The sequence below is a fragment of the Pseudescherichia sp. AS216 genome (assembly GCF_037152055.1).
Taxonomy (GTDB): domain Bacteria; phylum Pseudomonadota; class Gammaproteobacteria; order Enterobacterales; family Enterobacteriaceae; genus Pseudescherichia.
In genome coordinates, this window is record NZ_JBBCMV010000004.1 from 166,494 (window position 1) to 182,940 (window position 16,447).

Below are 16,447 nucleotides of genomic sequence, written 5' to 3' on the forward strand. Positions count from 1 at the left end.
CACTGTGGTGAGATAAGCGGCTAAGGGGAGTGCTGTGACGGAATCTTTATCTTTAGGCGAACGTGCTTACCATGCGATCCGCCGCGACATTCTGACCTGTCGCATGATGCCGGGATCGCTGGTGACTGAATCCGAGCTGATGGAGCGCTACCAGCTGGGTAAAAGCACCTGCCGACTGGCGCTGGCGCGGCTCAGCCATGAATACCTTATCGAATCCCGCCCGCGTAAAGGCTACCGCATCGCGCCCATCACCCTCCAGGATGTAGAGGAGATCTTCACCCTGCGCGTGCAGCTTGAGCCGCTGGCGGCGCGTCTTGCCGTCGGCAAAGTGGATATCGACCTGCTTAAGCGGCTAGAGGCGGACTGCCGGGTAGAGGTCGCCGCGCCGCTCCCTACGCGCATTGATGTGTTTATGAATGCCAACAAGCGTTTTCATCTGGCTATTGCCGAGGCGGCGGGCAATCAGCATCTGCTGCGCACGCTCTCTACCCTGATGGATGAGATGGCGCGGCTGGTGGCGCTGGGGTTCAACGTTCAGCGTACCAAGCCGGAAATTCGCCACGACCATAACGCCATGATCGACGCCTTTATCGAGGGCGACCGCAAACGGGTGGAGTTTATCGCCCGCCGGCATATTGAGACCTTCCAGGCGATGACGCTGGAAAAAATCTACGCCACGTTAACGTCGGACGGTACGCTGCTGCCCGTTCAGGAGAGGAGAGTTTTCTCATGAGCGCCCTTCTTGAAGAGCTGCCTGCCGCCGCTGCGCCAGCGATCGCGCTCCGGCAGGTCGGCAAACATTTCGGCACGCAAGAGGTGTTGAAAGCGATTTCACTTAGCGTTTATCCAGGGGAGATCGTCGCGCTGCTCGGCGCTTCCGGCTGCGGAAAAAGCACGTTGCTGAATATCATCTCCGGCCTGCTGCCGGCTGACAACGGCGACATCGTCCTGCAGGGTGAGGCGGTGGCGCAGTTCAGCCAGTGGCGGCAGGTGGCCTATCTCTTTCAGGAGGACCGACTGCTGCCGTGGCGCACGGTGCGCCAGAACGTCAACTTCGCGCTGGAGAACAGCGCCCTGTCGCGCGCAGAGCGTCAGCGTCGCGTGGAGGCCGCTCTGCAACTGGTGGGCATGGCGCAGGTAGGGGATAAGTGGCCGCACCAGCTCTCGGGCGGGATGCGCAGCCGCATCGCCCTGGCGCGCAGCCTGGTGGCAGAGCCGCAGATTTTGCTGATGGATGAGCCGTTCTCCAAACTTGATCCGCAGACCCGCAGCGCCATGCATGACGAGCTGCTGCGTATTCGCCAGCTTAAGAATATGACGGTGGTGATGGTCACCCATGACGTCGAAGAGGCGGTGATCCTCGCCGACCGCATTGTCATTCTGCAGCCCAATCCGGGACGCATTAAGCAGTTTGTGACCGTGACTCTCCCGCGTCCCCGTTTGCCCACCAGCCGCGACGTGGCCGAGAAGGTCCGTCTGCTGCGGATGGAGGTCTAGATGCATAAGTCCAGGAGAGTGCTCTCCCTTATTGTCCAGCGCCTGATCCTGCTGGCGGCCTTTTTCTTACTGTGGCTGCTGGCGGCACGCAATATGCCCGCTTTTGTCCTCCCAGGGCCGGAGAAGACCTTTAACGCGCTGCTGATGCTGTGGCGCAACGATACGCTGCTACACGACATTGGCGTGACCTTCTCACGGGTATTCAGCGGCTTTTTACTGGCTACGGTGGTAGGAACGCTGGCCGGGCTGGCGCTCGGGGCAAGCCGCAGGCTAGCGCAGTTTTTCGAGCCGCTGCTGGCGGTGTTTAACACCGTCTCGTCGGCCATCTGGGCAATATTCGCCATTATCTGGTTTGGCATCTCTAACGCGACCACCGTCTTCGTGGTGTTTATGACCTCAATGCCGCTGATCCTGACCAACGTCTGGCAGGGGGCGCAAACGGTCGAACGACAGTACGTGGAGCTGGCGCGCAGTTTCCGTATGAACCGCGTGCAGACGCTGCTCAAAATCTATTTACCCACCATTCTGCCTTACTTTTTTTCGGGCGCGCGGCTGGCGTTTGGTTTTGGCTGGCGCGTATCGCTGGTGGCGGAAACGCTGGGCGCATCGGACGGAATTGGCTACCGACTGCGCCAGGCGGGCGATCTGGTGCAGACAGATCAGGTCTTCGCCTGGACGCTGCTGCTGGTCTCGCTGATGCTGTTGCTGGAAGGCGGTTTGCTTAAGCCGCTGGAGCGCCACCTCTTTCGCTGGAAATCACACACACAGGAATAACAGATGAAAAACTGGTTAAAGGTGGCCACCCTGGCTGCCGGGGCTCTCTTCGCCCTGAATTCTGCGGCGGCTGAAAAGGTCCGCATTGGCTACTGGAGCAGCGGCGTCAGCCTGGGCTACGGCACCGTACTGGAAAATAAGGACTTTTTGGCTAAGCGCGGCATTGATGCTGAGTTCGTTCACTTCCCGGACGTCAATGCACCCATCAAAGCGCTGGCGTCAGGATCCATAGATTTAGCGTTCGGCGCGCCGCTGGCAGGGGTCTTCAGCAGCGCGGCCGAAGGGGTACCGATCAAAATCTTTGCCGCCACGCAACCTGCCGACGTGCAGTTTGTTGTGCCGCAGGGCTCACCTATTACCTCGCTGAACCAGCTCAAGGGTAAAAAAATCGGCATGTCGCCTGCCGGGTCGTCGGTGGCGGTGATCGCCGCCACGCTGTTACAGGGTAACAACCAGATCGCCCCCAATGATTTCCAGCTGATTGGCGGCAATGAATCGCGCCTTGCCCAGTATCTGGTGCAAAAGCAGGTCGATGCCGCCGCGCTACGTTCGCTGACTATTGAGCAACTGGACGAGCTGAAAGTGACGCCGCTTGGTAGCTTTGCCGATGAGTGGAAAAAGCTGACCCATAGCGACGCCGTACCCTATATCGGCGTCGGCGCGGTGCGCAGTGAGTTGATTGAACAGCACCCGGAAACGGTAGCGCGGGTTATCGCCGCGCTGCGTGACACCCTGGCGTGGGGTAAGGCTCATCAGCAGGAGGTGGTTTCGCTGCTGCAGAAAAACGCCAACCTGCCGCAGCGTGAGGCTGAAGTCTATTTCAGCCGCTGGGACAGCATGAACCGCGTCACCTTTGAACCGGCGGATATCGCGACCCTTAAGCGTCAACACCAGGTCTTTGTCGCCAGCGGCACCGTGAAAGGCGACGTGCCGGAGAGTCTCTACGACGACGCGGCGTACAAGGCATCGGCATCAATAAAATAACAGGAGATAACCGTGAGTCAGACCATGAAAGCGCTGGTGCTTAACCAGCACGGCAGCCTGGACAATCTGTCCGTTGTAGCCGACAAACCGCGCCCGACGTTGCAGCCAGGCCACGCCATCGTGCGGGTGAAAGCCTCCGCGTTTAACTATCACGACGTCTTTACCGTTAACGGCATGCCGGGCATTAAGGTGCCGCTGCCGGTGGTGCCGGGCCTCGATCTTGCTGGCGTCATCGATGAGATAGCTGACGACGTGACGGGCTGGAAGGTGGGCGACCGCGTGCTGATCAATCCGCTGAAGCCCGGCGTGGGGCTGATGGGCGAAATGACCGACGGCGGCATGGCGGAATATGCTCTGGTGGACGCCATGCAGCTTATCGCGCTGCCGGAAGCGGTCACCTTCGCCCAGGCGGCGGCGCTGCCGGTGGCCTACGGCACGGCGCACCGCATGCTGGTCACCCATGACACTATCAAACAGGGCGACCGGGTGTTGATCCTCGGTGCCAGCGGCGGTGTGGGCACCGCCTGCGTGGTGCTGGCGAAAAAGCTCGGCGCGGAAGTTATCGCCTGCGTCGGCAGCGCGGAGAAGGGCGAGGCGCTGCTCGCGCTGGGTGCCGATCACGTCGTTAACTATCGCGAAGAAGATTTCTCCCGCTGGGCAATTGGCCGCTACGGCAAACCCCAGCGCCGTAACTATGAGGGCGGCGTGGACGTGGTGATTAACTTCACCGGCGGCGATACCTGGCGTCCCTCGCTCAAATGCTTAAAACGCGGCGGCACGCTGCTGGTCTGCGGTGCGACGGCGGGCTACGACCCAGCGGAAGATCTGCGCTACGTCTGGAGCTTTGAGCTCAACATCAAAGGCTCCAACAGCTTCTACACCGAGGATCTGGAAGCGCTGCTGACGCTGGTGGCGCAGGGCGACATTAAACCGCTCATCGACCGTGAGCTGCCGCTGGAGCAGGCGGCGGAAGGGCTGCGGTTGATCCGCGACCGTGAAGTCTTAGGCAAAGTGATTGTGACACCATAAGGATAAGCAGATGAGCGAGATTGTTGCATTAAGCGCGCAGGACGTGCAGGAAAAACTGCTGAAGGGTCCCTATCACCAGTGGCTGGGGCTTGAGGTGCAGGCGGTGGCAAAAGGCGAAATCACCCTGACGGCGCGTTTTCGCGACGAGTGGGTGGTCAACCCTGCGGGAGGGTATATCCACGGCGGCATTCTGGCGGCGCTGGTCGATCTGACCGCCGACTGGGCGCTGGTAGCCTATACCGGGAAAGGCGTGCCAACGCTGGATATTCGAGTCGACTATCACCGTCCAGCGCGCGGCGACCTGCGAATAACAGGTAAGGTCATCAAAGTGGGCAAGCAGGTCTCCAGCGCGGAGGCATGGGTCTATGACAGCGAAGATCGGCTGGTGGCGAGCGGCCGTGGCCTGTACGCCATGCCTGCCGCCTGAGGAGCCGCCCATGCCACTGGTCTTCGATCACCTGGTGATTAATAACCATTTTGCGCTGGAAGCCACGCGGGATCTTTTTGCCGCGCTGGGCTTCACCCTGACGCCGGAGAGCCATCACTCGCTCGGATCGATGAACCAGCTGGTGATGTTCAACGGCCACTATTTAGAGCTTATCGGACTCCCGCGTCACGGGGAGCGGATCCGTCAGGAGCTGCTGGACAGCCCGCGCGGTATCGACGGCGTGGTGTTTCGCAGTACGGATGCCGCCGCAACCGCGCGGCAGCTGCGCGAGCAGGGATTCACGGTGCAGCCGGTCCAGCACTTTTCCCGCGAGGTGGCAGCCGACGACGAGCGGGGCGAGGCGCGTTTCAGCACGGTACGTCTCGCAGCCGGCAGCTTTGCGGCGGGAAGGGTCTATTTTTGCCAGCATCATACCCCGGAGTGGGTGTGGCGCGCCCCCTGGCTCTCCCACGCCAATGGCGTTGCGGGGATCGAGGCGTTAACCGTTGTGAGCCAGAACGTCGAGCAGGAGGCGCAGGCGTGGCAGCAGCTCGGCGCACCCGATCCGGCTTTTCAGCTGCAATTGCTGACGCCCTCCGCCTGGCGTGATGATTCCGCCGGTCTGGTCAGCGTGGACGAGAGCCGCCCCAGCCAGTTTACGGCTATCCACTTTCGCGGCGGCAATGCGTCGATGCTGATTCAGGCGGCGCGTAACGCCGGGCTGCCGCTGCATCAACGACCGGGACGGCTGCTGATCGCCATGCCCGCCATACACACCCTACTTGAGTTCAGGCTATGACTATCACTAATCTGGGGGCGCTGCCCCTGGCGGCTCGGCACAACCCGCTGCCCGCCTTTATCATGCCGCAGGGGGAAGGGGAGAACACCATCACCTTTGGTGAACTTGACGCTCAGGCCAACGCGGTAGGCGCGGCGCTGCGGGCCCGTGGCTATGTGCCGGGCGAACGTATCGCGCTGCTCGGGCGTAACTCCATTGCGTTTATTACCGCTTTTTTAGGCATCCTGCGAGCGGGGCTGGTCGCCGTGCCGATTAGCATCAAATTTCCGCCAGCGACGCTGGAGAGCATTCTCGACGACTGCGACGCGCGTCTGGTGATGGGCGATGATACGCTGCTGGCCAGCCTCGCCGCCACGCGCAGCCGGTGGGGCTTCAGCGAGCTGGTGACGCTTGCGTCGGTTACCGACTACGATGTTTTTACGCCGCAGGCAGACTCGCTGGCGATGCTGCTCTATACCTCCGGCTCCACCGGGATGCCGAAAGGGGTTCGTCTCACCCATGCCAGCCACCGCTGGGTGGTGGAGACGCGGCTGGCGGCCAACGAGTTGGTGGACCAGCGGGTGCTGATCGCCGCCCCCTTTTACCATATGAACGCCCTGGCGTTGGCGCTGCTGACGCTTGCCAGCGGTGTCACCACTATCCTGCTGCCGCAGTTCCGGGTGCGAGAGTACATTGCCGCTATTGCCCGCTACCGCTGCACCTGGATCACCGCCGTGCCGCCGATGATCGCGATGATGATGAAAGAGCAGGCGCTGCTTGCTGCGAGCGATCTCTCATCGGTGCGGGTTGTGCGTATGGGATCTGCGCCGGTTAACGAAGGGTTATTCAATCAAATTCGTCAGATCTGGCCCAATGCGCGGGTCATCAACGCCTACGGCACCACGGAAGGCGGCCCGATTGTCTTTGGTCCCCACCCGCAGGGACGCACCGCGCCATTGCAGTCCAACGGCTATGCCCATCCGGCGGTCTCGCTGCGGCTTCGCGACGAGCAGGGGCAGCTTAGCGACCACGGCGTACTGGAGATGAAAAGCCCGGCGCTGATGCAGGGGTATCATCAGCGCCCGGACGTCTCCGCGCCGTTCACCGACGATGGCTATTACATCTCTGGCGACGTATTCATGCGCGATGACCATGGCTTCTACACCTTTATCGGGCGACGCGACGACATGTTCGTCTGCGGCGGTGAGAATATCTATCCCGGCGAAGTGGAAAAGCTGCTGGAGCAGCATCCTGCCGTCCAGCAGGCGTGCGTCGTGGCGGTAAACGATGAGATTAAAGGCAGCAAGCCGGTAGCCTGGATTATTCCTCGGGAGGACAGCGTCGCCAGGCCGGAGGAGATCAAGGCCTGGACGCTAACCCACGGTCCTGCCTATTTGCATCCACGCCATATCTGGCTTACCGACAGCTTTCCGTTAGCGGGCACGAACAAAGTAGATAAACAGGCGCTGCGCGCAGAGGCGGAGCGCTATCTGGCGACGGCAAGCGACAAGGAGATGCGAGCATGAAATTTAACTGGCACAACCCCTACCTGACCACGCGCACGCCGCTGTTCGCGCGTAACGCGGTGGCGACATCGCACCCGTTGGCGGCTCACGCTGGCAATCAGGCTCTGTTAAGCGGCGGTAATGCGGTAGATGCGGCCATCGCGGCAGCGGCGACGCTGACCATCGTCGAGCCGGTCTCCAACGGGCTGGGCAGCGACGCGTTCGCCATGGTCTGGGACGGTGAGCAGCTACACGGCCTGAACGCCTCCGGCACCGCGCCCTCGCACTGGGATACCAACTGGTTTGCCCGGCGCTACGGCGTGGATGCGCAAGGCCATGCTAAACGACCCGTGCGCGGCTGGGACAGCGTGACTATTCCAGGGGCCGTCGCCGCATGGGAGGCGCTACATCAGCGCTTCGGCAAGCTGCCGTTTTCCCAGCTGTTGGAAACAGCTATCGATCTTGCCGAGCGAGGTGTGACCATTGCGCCGATGGTGGCGCGTAAGTGGCACGCCGCCGTGCCGCTGCTTCAGGATCAGCCGGGCTTTGCCGCCACCTTTATGCCCAACGGCCGCGCACCGGAGATTGGCGAGAAGTTTGTCATGCCCGCCGCCGCCCGCACGCTGCGTCTGCTCGCCGACCAGGGCGCGCGTGCATTCTATGAAGGTGAGGCGGCAGAGGCGATTGTCCGCTTTGCTGCCCAAAGCGACGTGCCGCTAACGCTTGCCGATCTTGCCGGATATCGCCCCGAATGGGTCACGCCGGTGAGCCGTCGCTATCGCGGTTACGACGTTCACGAGCTGCCGCCTAACGGTCAGGGCATTGCCGCCCTGATCGCGCTGGGGATCCTTGAGCATTTCGACCTTGCCAGCCTGCCGCTGGACAGCGTCGCGTCGCAGCATCTGCAGGTTGAGGCGATGAAGCTGGCCTTTGCCGATATCTATAAATACGTCGGCGATCCGCGCTCTATGGATATCACTCCTGAGCAGATGCTGGATGACAGCTATCTGGCCGAACGCGCCAGGCTGATCGACCCGGCGCGGGCCAGCCAGCCGCTATCGGGTATGCCCGCCAGCGGCGGCACCGTCTATCTCACCACTGCCGACGAAAGCGGCATGATGGTGTCATTTATTCAGTCGAACTATATGGGCTTTGGCTCGGGCGTGGTGGTGCCGGAGTACGGCATTAGTTTGCAAAATCGAGGGGCGGGGTTCTCCAGCGATCCACGCTCCGCCAACGTGGTCGCACCGGGCAGGCGGCCATTCCATACCATCATTCCTGGCTTTCTCACTAAAGACGGTCAGCCGCAGATGAGCTTTGGCGTCATGGGCGGGGATATGCAGCCGCAGGGGCACGTTCAGACGCTGGTACGGATGCTGGACTACCAGCAGCAGCCGCAGGCCGCCTGCGATGCGCCGCGCTGGAAGGTAAACCGCGATTTCTCGCTCGACCTGGAGGTCGGTTTTCATCAGGGCGTGGCGGAGCAGCTGGGTCAGCGCGGGCATCGTTTTACCTCGCTTAACGACCCGTATATGGACTTTGGTTCAGGCCAGTTTATCTGGAAACTGACGACGGAGGGCAGCGATGGCTATGTTATTGCCAGCGACAGCCGCCGCGACGGCCAGGCGGTAGGTTTTTAAATACGGTGCGCGACGCTCTCCAGGCGGCGCCAGGAGCGCCACCGTGAGTCAGATTACTGCGGACCACCAGACCTGGCATCGTCACTCTCTACTCGCGGCTGTGCCAGCCGGGCAAAGTCGGATCCTGCCGGGTGCTGGTAAATCTGCAGCTCAAAGTGGCGGGCCATCGCATAGATATATTCAAAAATCGCCGCCTGGGTATTTTCATAATCGCTCCAGAAAATAGATGAGGTGAAGCAGTAGATCTCCACCGGCAAGCCATCCGGTGACGGCTTCAGCGGACGCACCACGATATACATCTCTTTTTTAATATCCTCACGCTGGGCCAGCCAGGCGGTCAGAAACTTACGGAACACCATAAGGTTGGTAATGCCGTTCTCCATAAACCAGCGGTCGCCGACCGCGCTGATATCACGTCCATCCAGCAGCTCAGTGATAGATTCGCCTGCGATGCGGATCTGGCTTATCGCCTGCAACATCTCCTGATTCACAAAGGTGATAGACTTCTGATCAAGATAAAAGCTGCGCATGATACGACGCGCGCCCGAAGAGAACATCGCCTGCCAGTTGGTGTAGGTCTCGGTGAGGAAATTCTTGGTCGGGATACGTGAAATGGTGTTATCCCAGTTGCGGATAGTGATGGTATGCAACGCAATATCGATCACCTCGCCGCTGATATTTCTATCCGGCATCTCAATCCAGTCGCCCAGCTGCAGCACATCGTTGGACGAGAGCTGAATATTAGCCACCAGCGACAGCAGGGTATGCTGGAAGATCAGCATTAACACCGCAGCGACCGCACCCAGCGAAGAGATAATAATCGCCGGTGACTTGTTGGACATAATCGCCAGAATCATTATCGCGGCGATAATATGCACCAAAATTTTACCAATCTGGATATAGCCTTTTATCGAGTGATTCTTGCGCTTAGATTTGCGCGAATAGGAGTTGTTAACAATCTCCAGCACTTCATTGAAGAAGATCGACAGATAGACAAAAAACAGAATGCCGCAAATGGTCTGAATTGCAACTTTCAGATTTTCAGGCAGGCCTGGCATAAACTGCAGGAAATTGTAGACCACAATCACAGGCACAAAATTCGACAGCTTCTGAGAGAGGCGTACATCTTTATCCAGAGGAACGTCCTGTTTATGGCTGCTGAAAAAGACCTTTCTGATCACTTTGACGATGAAAAATTTGCAGATCAGGTGAGTGACCATCCCGGCCATAATCAGCAACAGCAGACTGACGCTGACCGACAGCACCCTGTTTCCCTCAATAAAACTCATCAAACTCTGAATAAAATGCATGATAACTACCGACCTGGCCCCATTGTTAATGACAACACTCAGTTTATAGAGTGATTACTGCTCCATGATAGTCTTTATCATGGGCGTGGTCAGTGTAGTGCCAAAAGCGGACATTTAATGCGCAAGCCGAATACGGGAGCCGCCTCGGTATGATGAGTAAGCTTTACCCGGAACTTAGCTATCAACAGTCATCGCCAGCACCCGCCGCCGTGACCGCCAGAGGGGAGGTTTTAAATGCAGTACGCATATAAAACAAGCGATTGAATACAAAAATCAAAAATTTACATATCTTTTAACCTTTTGATAAGTAATAATTTTTATTATTAATAATTAGACACGTGGCGACAGGCATTTACTTAAGCCACTTGATCACGGCATCATATAAAACTACTGTATAAATACACAGTAGATATTATAATAAGGTGACGTCCGTGAGTTTAACATTTTATAAGCCCGCTGAGCTGCGCGAAGTTCTCGCGTTTCCTCTCTTTGGCGATGTCGTGCCGTGCGGTTTTCCCTCGCCGGCGCAGGACTATGTGGAGCAGAGTCTCGACTTAAACGAACTGATGATCCACCACCCCAATGCGACCTATTTCGTCAAGGCGGCGGGGGACTCGATGATCGACGGCGGCATCAACGAGGGCGATCTGCTGGTCGTCGATAGCGCCCGAACCGCCGCACATGGCGATATTGTTATCGCCGCCGTCGACGGTGAATTTACCGTTAAAGAGCTTCAGCTTCGCCCCACCGTCCAGCTTAACCCCCGCAACCCCCGCTATATGCCCATCCGCATCGGCAGTGAAGAGGCGCTCGAAATCTTCGGCGTCGTGACGCACATAATCAAATTCACGTGCTGAATCATGTTCGCCCTGGTGGATGTGAACTCATTCTATGCCAGCTGTGAAACGGTCTTCCGGCCCGATCTGCAAGGCAAGCCGGTGGTGGTGCTCAGCAATAACGACGGCTGCGTGATCGCCCTCAGCGCGGAAGCGAAAAAGCTGGGCATCACCATGGGCGCGCCGTTCTTCAAGCAGCGGGATCTGTTTCGTGCCCACCGTGTCACCTGCTTTAGCAGCAACTATGAGCTTTACGCTGACATGAGCCGCCGGGTTATGGGCACGCTGGAGAGGCTCTGCCCGCGCGTGGACGTCTACTCCATTGACGAAGCGTTCTGCGATCTCTCCGGGGTGCGTAACTGCCGGGTGCTGGAGGAGTTTGGCCAGGAGATCCGCAACACGCTGTGGCGTGAGACCCACCTGAGAGTCGGAGTGGGGATTGCGCAGACCAAAACCCTGGCCAAGCTGGCTAACTATGCCGCCAAGCGCTGGCCGCAGCTGGGCGGCGTGGTGGATCTCTCTAACGTCGATCGCCAGCGGCGGCTGATGGAGCGGCTGCCGGTGGATGAGGTATGGGGCATTGGGCGACGCCTTGCGAAAGCGCTAAATGCGCACGGGATCAAAACCGTACTGCAGCTTGCCGACAGCGATATCCGTTTTATCCGCAAGCAGTTCAGTGTGGTGATGGAGCGTACGGTGCGCGAGCTGCGGGGCGAGTCCTGCCTGGCGTTCGATGAGTTTGTCCCTGCCAGGCAGGAGATTCTGTGCAGCCGCAGCTTTGGCGAGCGTACAGCGGACTATGAATCGGTCAGGCAGGCCATTTGCACCTACGCCTCGCGGGCAGCGGCCAGGCTGCGCGGCCAGCATCAATACTGCCGCGTCATCTCGGCCTTTGTGAAAACCTCTCCTTTTGCCGCTGGGGAGCCTTACTACGGCAACAGCGCGATGGTGAAGCTGCTGACGCCCACCCAGGACAGCCGGGATATTATCCACGCCGCGACATGCTGTCTGGACACCATCTGGCGCGAGGGCCACCGCTATCAGAAGGCGGGCGTCATGCTCGGGGATTTCTACAGCCAGGGCGTGGCGCAGCTCGATCTTTTTGACGCTAACGCGCCGCGTCCGGGCAGCGATGCGCTGATGGCGGTGCTGGACGAGCTGAACAAAAAACGCGGGCAGGGGACGCTCTATTTTGCCGGGCAGGGGATCCAGCAGGCGTGGCAGATGAAGCGCGAGATGCTCTCGCCGCGCTACACGACCCGATGGTCAGATCTGCCGATTATTAAAGGTAAGTGACCAGGCGTAAAGGTGGCCTGACATAGCCCCTGTTTCAGCAGGATCCGGATTAGCGATGAAACAGCGCGCATATGGGCACATTTTGCATATGGGCAAGCTTTAATACCGGGTAATGCGTTAAGATTGGCGAAAGATAGAAAAGCTAAGGTGTGGAGCAGGTATGGAAGGTAAGAAACTCACTCTGAATGATATTGCAAAACTGAGTGGCGTAAGTAAATCCACGGTTTCACTTGTCATCAATAACAGCCCTAAAGTCAAAAAATCCACGCTTGACCACGTCCAGTCCGTTATCCAACAGTATGGTTTCACGCCTTCAAAAGCCGCGCAGTCTCTCCGCGGTCAGCGTGAAAAAATCATCGGTATCATTGTGACACGCCTCGATTCGGCTTCAGAGAACCAGGCCGTCCAGACCATTTTGCCTCACGTTTATCAGCACGGATATGATGCGCTGATTATGGAAACGTTGCTACAACCGGAACGGCTTGAAGAACACCTGAAGGTACTGGAAAACCGGCAGGTTGAAGGCGTCATTGTTTTTGGTTTCACCGGGATCGCGAGCCCCATGCTCAGACAGTGGAAAGGCAGAGTGGTACTTATCGAAAGCGAACTCTCTGGATTTCCCCGAGTTCGTTATGATGGCGCTGGCGCGGTGCGAATGCTGATGCAGCGTATGGTGCACAACGGCGCTGAGAACATGAGTTTTATTGGCGTCGCGGAGAAAGATAAAACCACAGGTAGCGAACGTTACCAGGCGTATCTACAGGGATGTGAACAGTTCGGTTTTACCCCCCGCGCAGCCCTGGGAAATTTAACCTATCAGAGCGGCTATCAACTGGCGGCGGAGATCGTGAATGCAGACACTCGCGCACTGATCTGCGCGACGGATACCATCGCCCTCGGCGCGATCAAATTTATACGTGAAAAGCGTTTTAATCTTGAGATAGGCAGTATCGGGAGCATTCCGCTGCTGAGCTTTTTATTTCCAGAGGTCATGTCAGTCAGGCTGGGCTATCCGGATGCGGGTCGCGAGGCCATACAGCTGCTGATCGCTCTGTTAAACGGGAATGTCGAAAAGAAAAAAATTGTCATTCCCTGTCAGTTTGTTGTCTAGTGAACGTAGTGATTACCGACGTGTATCATTAAATAGACGTCGGCATTACTCTTTGTGAAAGCGGGTTATTTTATCCACCACATGCATTCATAAGGACGCAGTGAATCTACGCTATTCTGAGTGCTATCATAATTACCGTACAGCAGACGCCAGCGCTCTTCCTCGCCAAAATAGTCATCAATTGCGACTGTATCAGGTGTGAGATTAGCCAGCACCAATAAGCTATTATCTTTATCCTCTCGTTTATAGCACCAGATGCGCTCACTCAGCGGATCCATATCGGTATAATCGCCAAGCGTCAATACAGGCAGGCTTTTTCGCAGCGCAATTAAACGGCGATAGGTATTCAGAACGGATTGTTCATTCAACCGTTCCTGCTCAACGTTAATGACATCATAGTTGCCTGCTACGTCAATCCAGCTTTTACCGCTGGTGAAGCCTGCGTTAACGCTATTGTCCCATTGCACGGGCGTTCTGCTGTTATCACGTGACTTCTTCTCCAGGATTGCCAGAACGTGCTCCTCAGAGATACCCCCTGCAATAAGGGTTTGATAAATATTAAGGCTTTCTACATCGCGATAGTGATCGATATGCTTAAAATGCGGATCGGTCATCCCGATCTCTTCACCCTGAAAAATATAAGGCGTGCCCTGCATACCATGTAATACCATCGCCAGCATTTTTGCAGAAACCTCACGCAGGGGGCCGTCGTCACCCAGGCGGGAGACGATACGTGGCTGATCGTGATTACACCAGAAGAGCGCATTCCATGCCAGGCCATGCATGCCGCGCTGCCACTCTGCAAATATCTTTTTCAGATGAACGCGATCTGGCGTACCGCGGTTCCACTTTTTGCCCTCATCATAATCTATTTTAAGATGGTGAAAATTAAAGGTCATCGACAGCTCTTTGCCATCCAGCCGAGCGTAACGCTGGCAGTGAGCCAGCTGTGTGGATGACATTTCGCCGACCGTCATTAGCCCGCGGGGTTGAAAAACATCCCGGCTCATCTCTTCCAGAAAATCATGAATGGCGGGGCCGTCGGTGTAGAAGCGACGGCCGTCTCCTTCGTGATCGTCCGGAAGATCGGGATGCTTCGACACCAGGTTAATGACATCCAGCCGCAGTCCGTCGATCCCTTTATCCGCCCAGAAGTGACATACCGCTTTTAACGCGTTACGCACGTCCGGATTCTCCCAGTTGAGATCGGCCTGCTCAGGGGAAAAAGAGTGCAGATAGTATTGCTGGCTCTCTTCATGCCACTGCCACGCGCTTCCACCAAATTTTGAGTGCCAGTTATTAGGTGGCAGGGCTCCTTTTCCGTCGCGCCAGATATAAAAATCGCGCCATGGGCTCAGGCGATCGCCGGCGGCCGATTTGAACCAGGCATGCTGCGTGGAGGTATGGTTAAACACCATATCCATAACCACTTTTATCTGCCGTTCATGGGCGGCCGCAATCAGATTGTCGAAATCTTCCATGGTGCCGAACAGAGGATCGATATCGTAATAGTCCGCAACGTCATAGCCATTGTCTATCTGGGGCGAAGAGTAGATTGGCGTCAGCCAGATGGCGCTGACGCCCAGCCACTGCAGGTAATCCAGGCGACGGGTGATACCATTGATATCACCGATGCCGTTTCCTGTACTGTCCTGAAAACTGCGTGGGTAGATCTGGTAGATAACGCCGTTTTGCCACCAGTGGATATCATTTTTCATGTGTCCATTGTTCCTCTATTAAACAACCAGAAGCTTGCCTGAAGCCTGTTTTCTCTTATAGATAGCGATGGTCAGCACCAGTGGGATCACAATGGCAACCATCATTGCCGCGCCGAAGACAGACCAGTAACGCGTTTGTATTGAGAGGATCGCCGGTAAACCACCGACGCCGATGCCACTGGCGGTTACGCCGAAGAGACCACAGACCAGACCGGCGCAGCTGGAACCCACCATGCCGCACAGCATCGGAAAGCGATACTTCATGTTGATGCCATACATTGCGGGCTCGGTGACGCCGAGGTAAGCAGAGACGGCGGCGGGAACGGAAATTTCACGCTCGTTTGTTTTTTTACTGATTAATATGATGCCGAGGACGGCGGAGGCCTGCGCCATATTAGAGAGGGCAATGATCGGCCAGACCGGTGTGCCACCCATGTTCTGGATAAGCTGAAGGTCGATTGCCAGCGTGGTCTGATGTACACCGGTGATCACGAGCGGCGCATACAGGAAACCAAACAGCGCTGAACCGATAGGTGCGAAAGGACCCGTCATCAGATGGCTGACGCCCCACGCGATGCCATCACCGATGATTCGGCCAAAGGGACCGATAAGGGTATGGGCCAGAAAAACAGCAATAATCAGCGACACGACCGGCACAATCACCAGTGAAAGATAGTCGGGCACAATACGCTTAAGATTGATTTCCAACCACGCCAGGGCCATTGCTGCCAGTACAGAGGGGATCACCTGTGCCTGATAGCCTACTTTTTCAATGGTAAACAGGCCAAAATCCCATATTTCTGGCACCTGCTGTCCCAGCATGTAAGCATTCATCAACTGCGGCGATACCAGGGTGATGCCGAGTACAATACCCAGTATCGGTGTACCCCCCATTTTTCGCATCACCGACCAGCAAATACCTACCGGGATGTAAAAGAATATCGCCTCACCAATCAACCAGAGGAAATCGTAGATATTTTTCCACACCGCTGACGCGTTAATCAGGGGTTCATTGTTGTGTAATGGCAGATCGCCGATGACATTGCGAAAACCTAAAATCAAACCACCACTGATAAGGGCTGGCAGCAGAGGAAAGAATATTTCAGCCAGATGAGAGATCAGGCTTTCGTGCCATTTCATGTTTTGACGGGCAACGCGTTTAGCGCTTTCTTTATCCATGCCGGTCATTTGCGTTTGTTTCAGCAGGACCTGGTACCAGTCATCGACATCGGTACCAATGACAACCTGAAACTGCCCGGCATTAGTGAAGCAGCCCTTAACCATTGGCAGCTCTTCAATTTCTTTCGGCTGCGCTTTGGATGCATCGTTCAGAACGAAGCGAAGCCGGGTAATGCAGTGGGTTACCGCTGCAATATTGTCAACGCCGCCAACCAGAAGTATAAGCTTATCAATATCTTGAATATTTGCTTTCTTAGCCATAGTCAATGTCCAACACATTAGTAAGACGGTTTTAAGTGTTGGTCATCTTAGTGACGAGTCCTTTTTTACGTAAGTAGGAACGTTCCAATTGTCGAGCGAGAT

15 protein-coding genes and 1 pseudogene are annotated in these 16,447 nt (G+C 56.9%); 13 read left to right on the forward strand and 3 right to left on the reverse strand.

Going from position 1 to position 16,447, the window contains the following annotated elements:
- Window positions 1–34 precede the first annotated feature (34 nt).
- Genes WFN61_RS13690 through WFN61_RS13730 form a run of 9 tightly spaced genes read left to right on the forward strand, consistent with a single transcriptional unit; the run spans window position 35 to window position 8,634 of the window.
- Window positions 35–733: a GntR family transcriptional regulator gene (locus WFN61_RS13690; protein ID WP_312274202.1), complete on the forward strand. Its 699-nt coding sequence runs from the start codon at window positions 35–37 to the stop codon at window positions 731–733.
- On the forward strand, window positions 730–1,497 hold the full coding sequence (locus tag WFN61_RS13695) for an ABC transporter ATP-binding protein (RefSeq protein WP_312235315.1): 768 nt from the start codon (window positions 730–732) through the stop codon (window positions 1,495–1,497). Before WFN61_RS13690 ends, WFN61_RS13695 begins: the two co-directional genes overlap by 4 nt.
- Window positions 1,498–2,271: an ABC transporter permease gene (locus WFN61_RS13700; RefSeq protein WP_257757694.1), complete on the forward strand. Its 774-nt coding sequence runs from the start codon at window positions 1,498–1,500 to the stop codon at window positions 2,269–2,271.
- Between the two features lie 3 nt (window positions 2,272–2,274).
- On the forward strand, window positions 2,275–3,255 hold the full coding sequence (locus WFN61_RS13705) for an ABC transporter substrate-binding protein (protein ID WP_257757693.1): 981 nt from the start codon (window positions 2,275–2,277) through the stop codon (window positions 3,253–3,255).
- A gap of 12 nt (window positions 3,256–3,267) precedes the next feature.
- A complete protein-coding gene (locus WFN61_RS13710; protein ID WP_144815318.1) occupies window positions 3,268–4,284 on the forward strand; it encodes a zinc-binding dehydrogenase in 1,017 nt (338 codons plus the stop codon).
- Between the two features lie 10 nt (window positions 4,285–4,294).
- Window positions 4,295–4,711, forward strand: coding sequence for a PaaI family thioesterase (locus WFN61_RS13715; protein ID WP_144815321.1), 417 nt, complete (start codon window positions 4,295–4,297; stop codon window positions 4,709–4,711).
- Entirely contained in the window at window positions 4,650–5,510 is an 861-nt protein-coding gene (locus WFN61_RS13720) for a VOC family protein (protein ID WP_337038789.1), read from the forward strand. The genes WFN61_RS13715 and WFN61_RS13720 overlap by 62 nt, the downstream gene beginning before the upstream one ends.
- Complete coding sequence (locus WFN61_RS13725; RefSeq protein WP_337038790.1) at window positions 5,507–7,015, forward strand: class I adenylate-forming enzyme family protein; 1,509 nt, start codon at window positions 5,507–5,509, stop codon at window positions 7,013–7,015. Before WFN61_RS13720 ends, WFN61_RS13725 begins: the two co-directional genes overlap by 4 nt.
- Window positions 7,012–8,634 (forward strand): gamma-glutamyltransferase family protein, encoded by a 1,623-nt coding sequence (locus WFN61_RS13730; RefSeq protein ID WP_337038791.1) that lies wholly within the window; start codon window positions 7,012–7,014, stop codon window positions 8,632–8,634. Before WFN61_RS13725 ends, WFN61_RS13730 begins: the two co-directional genes overlap by 4 nt.
- A 53-nt stretch (window positions 8,635–8,687) precedes the next feature.
- Here WFN61_RS13730 and WFN61_RS13735 read toward each other — a convergent pair whose 3' ends face one another.
- Window positions 8,688–9,944: a mechanosensitive ion channel family protein gene (locus tag WFN61_RS13735; protein WP_144815332.1), complete on the reverse strand. Its 1,257-nt coding sequence runs from the start codon at window positions 9,942–9,944 to the stop codon at window positions 8,688–8,690.
- 107 nt (window positions 9,945–10,051) lie between these two features.
- Here WFN61_RS13735 and WFN61_RS13740 point away from each other — a divergent pair.
- The 4 genes and pseudogenes from WFN61_RS13740 to treR form a co-directional block, all read left to right on the forward strand.
- A pseudogene (locus tag WFN61_RS13740) lies at window positions 10,052–10,132 on the forward strand (TA system antitoxin ParD family protein); the annotation flags it as partial.
- 243 nt (window positions 10,133–10,375) lie between these two features.
- Entirely contained in the window at window positions 10,376–10,801 is a 426-nt protein-coding gene (locus WFN61_RS13745) for a translesion error-prone DNA polymerase V autoproteolytic subunit (RefSeq protein WP_222887835.1), read from the forward strand.
- A 3-nt stretch (window positions 10,802–10,804) separates the two neighbouring features.
- Window positions 10,805–12,076, forward strand: a complete 1,272-nt coding sequence (locus tag WFN61_RS13750; RefSeq protein ID WP_257757687.1) for a Y-family DNA polymerase — start codon at window positions 10,805–10,807, stop codon at window positions 12,074–12,076.
- Between the two features lie 160 nt (window positions 12,077–12,236).
- Window positions 12,237–13,187 carry a trehalose operon repressor TreR gene (gene treR / locus WFN61_RS13755; protein ID WP_312633649.1) on the forward strand — a complete coding sequence of 317 codons (951 nt, stop codon included), beginning with the start codon at window positions 12,237–12,239 and terminating at the stop codon, window positions 13,185–13,187.
- Between the two features lie 65 nt (window positions 13,188–13,252).
- Here treR and treC read toward each other — a convergent pair whose 3' ends face one another.
- Together treC and treB are read right to left on the reverse strand one after the other, a co-directional pair.
- Entirely contained in the window at window positions 13,253–14,905 is a 1,653-nt protein-coding gene (gene treC / locus WFN61_RS13760) for an alpha,alpha-phosphotrehalase (protein WP_257757686.1), read from the reverse strand.
- Window positions 14,906–14,923: 18 nt separating this feature from the next.
- A complete protein-coding gene (treB, locus tag WFN61_RS13765) occupies window positions 14,924–16,345 on the reverse strand; it encodes a PTS trehalose transporter subunit IIBC (RefSeq protein ID WP_312282365.1) in 1,422 nt (473 codons plus the stop codon).
- Between the last annotated feature and the right edge of the window lie 102 nt (window positions 16,346–16,447).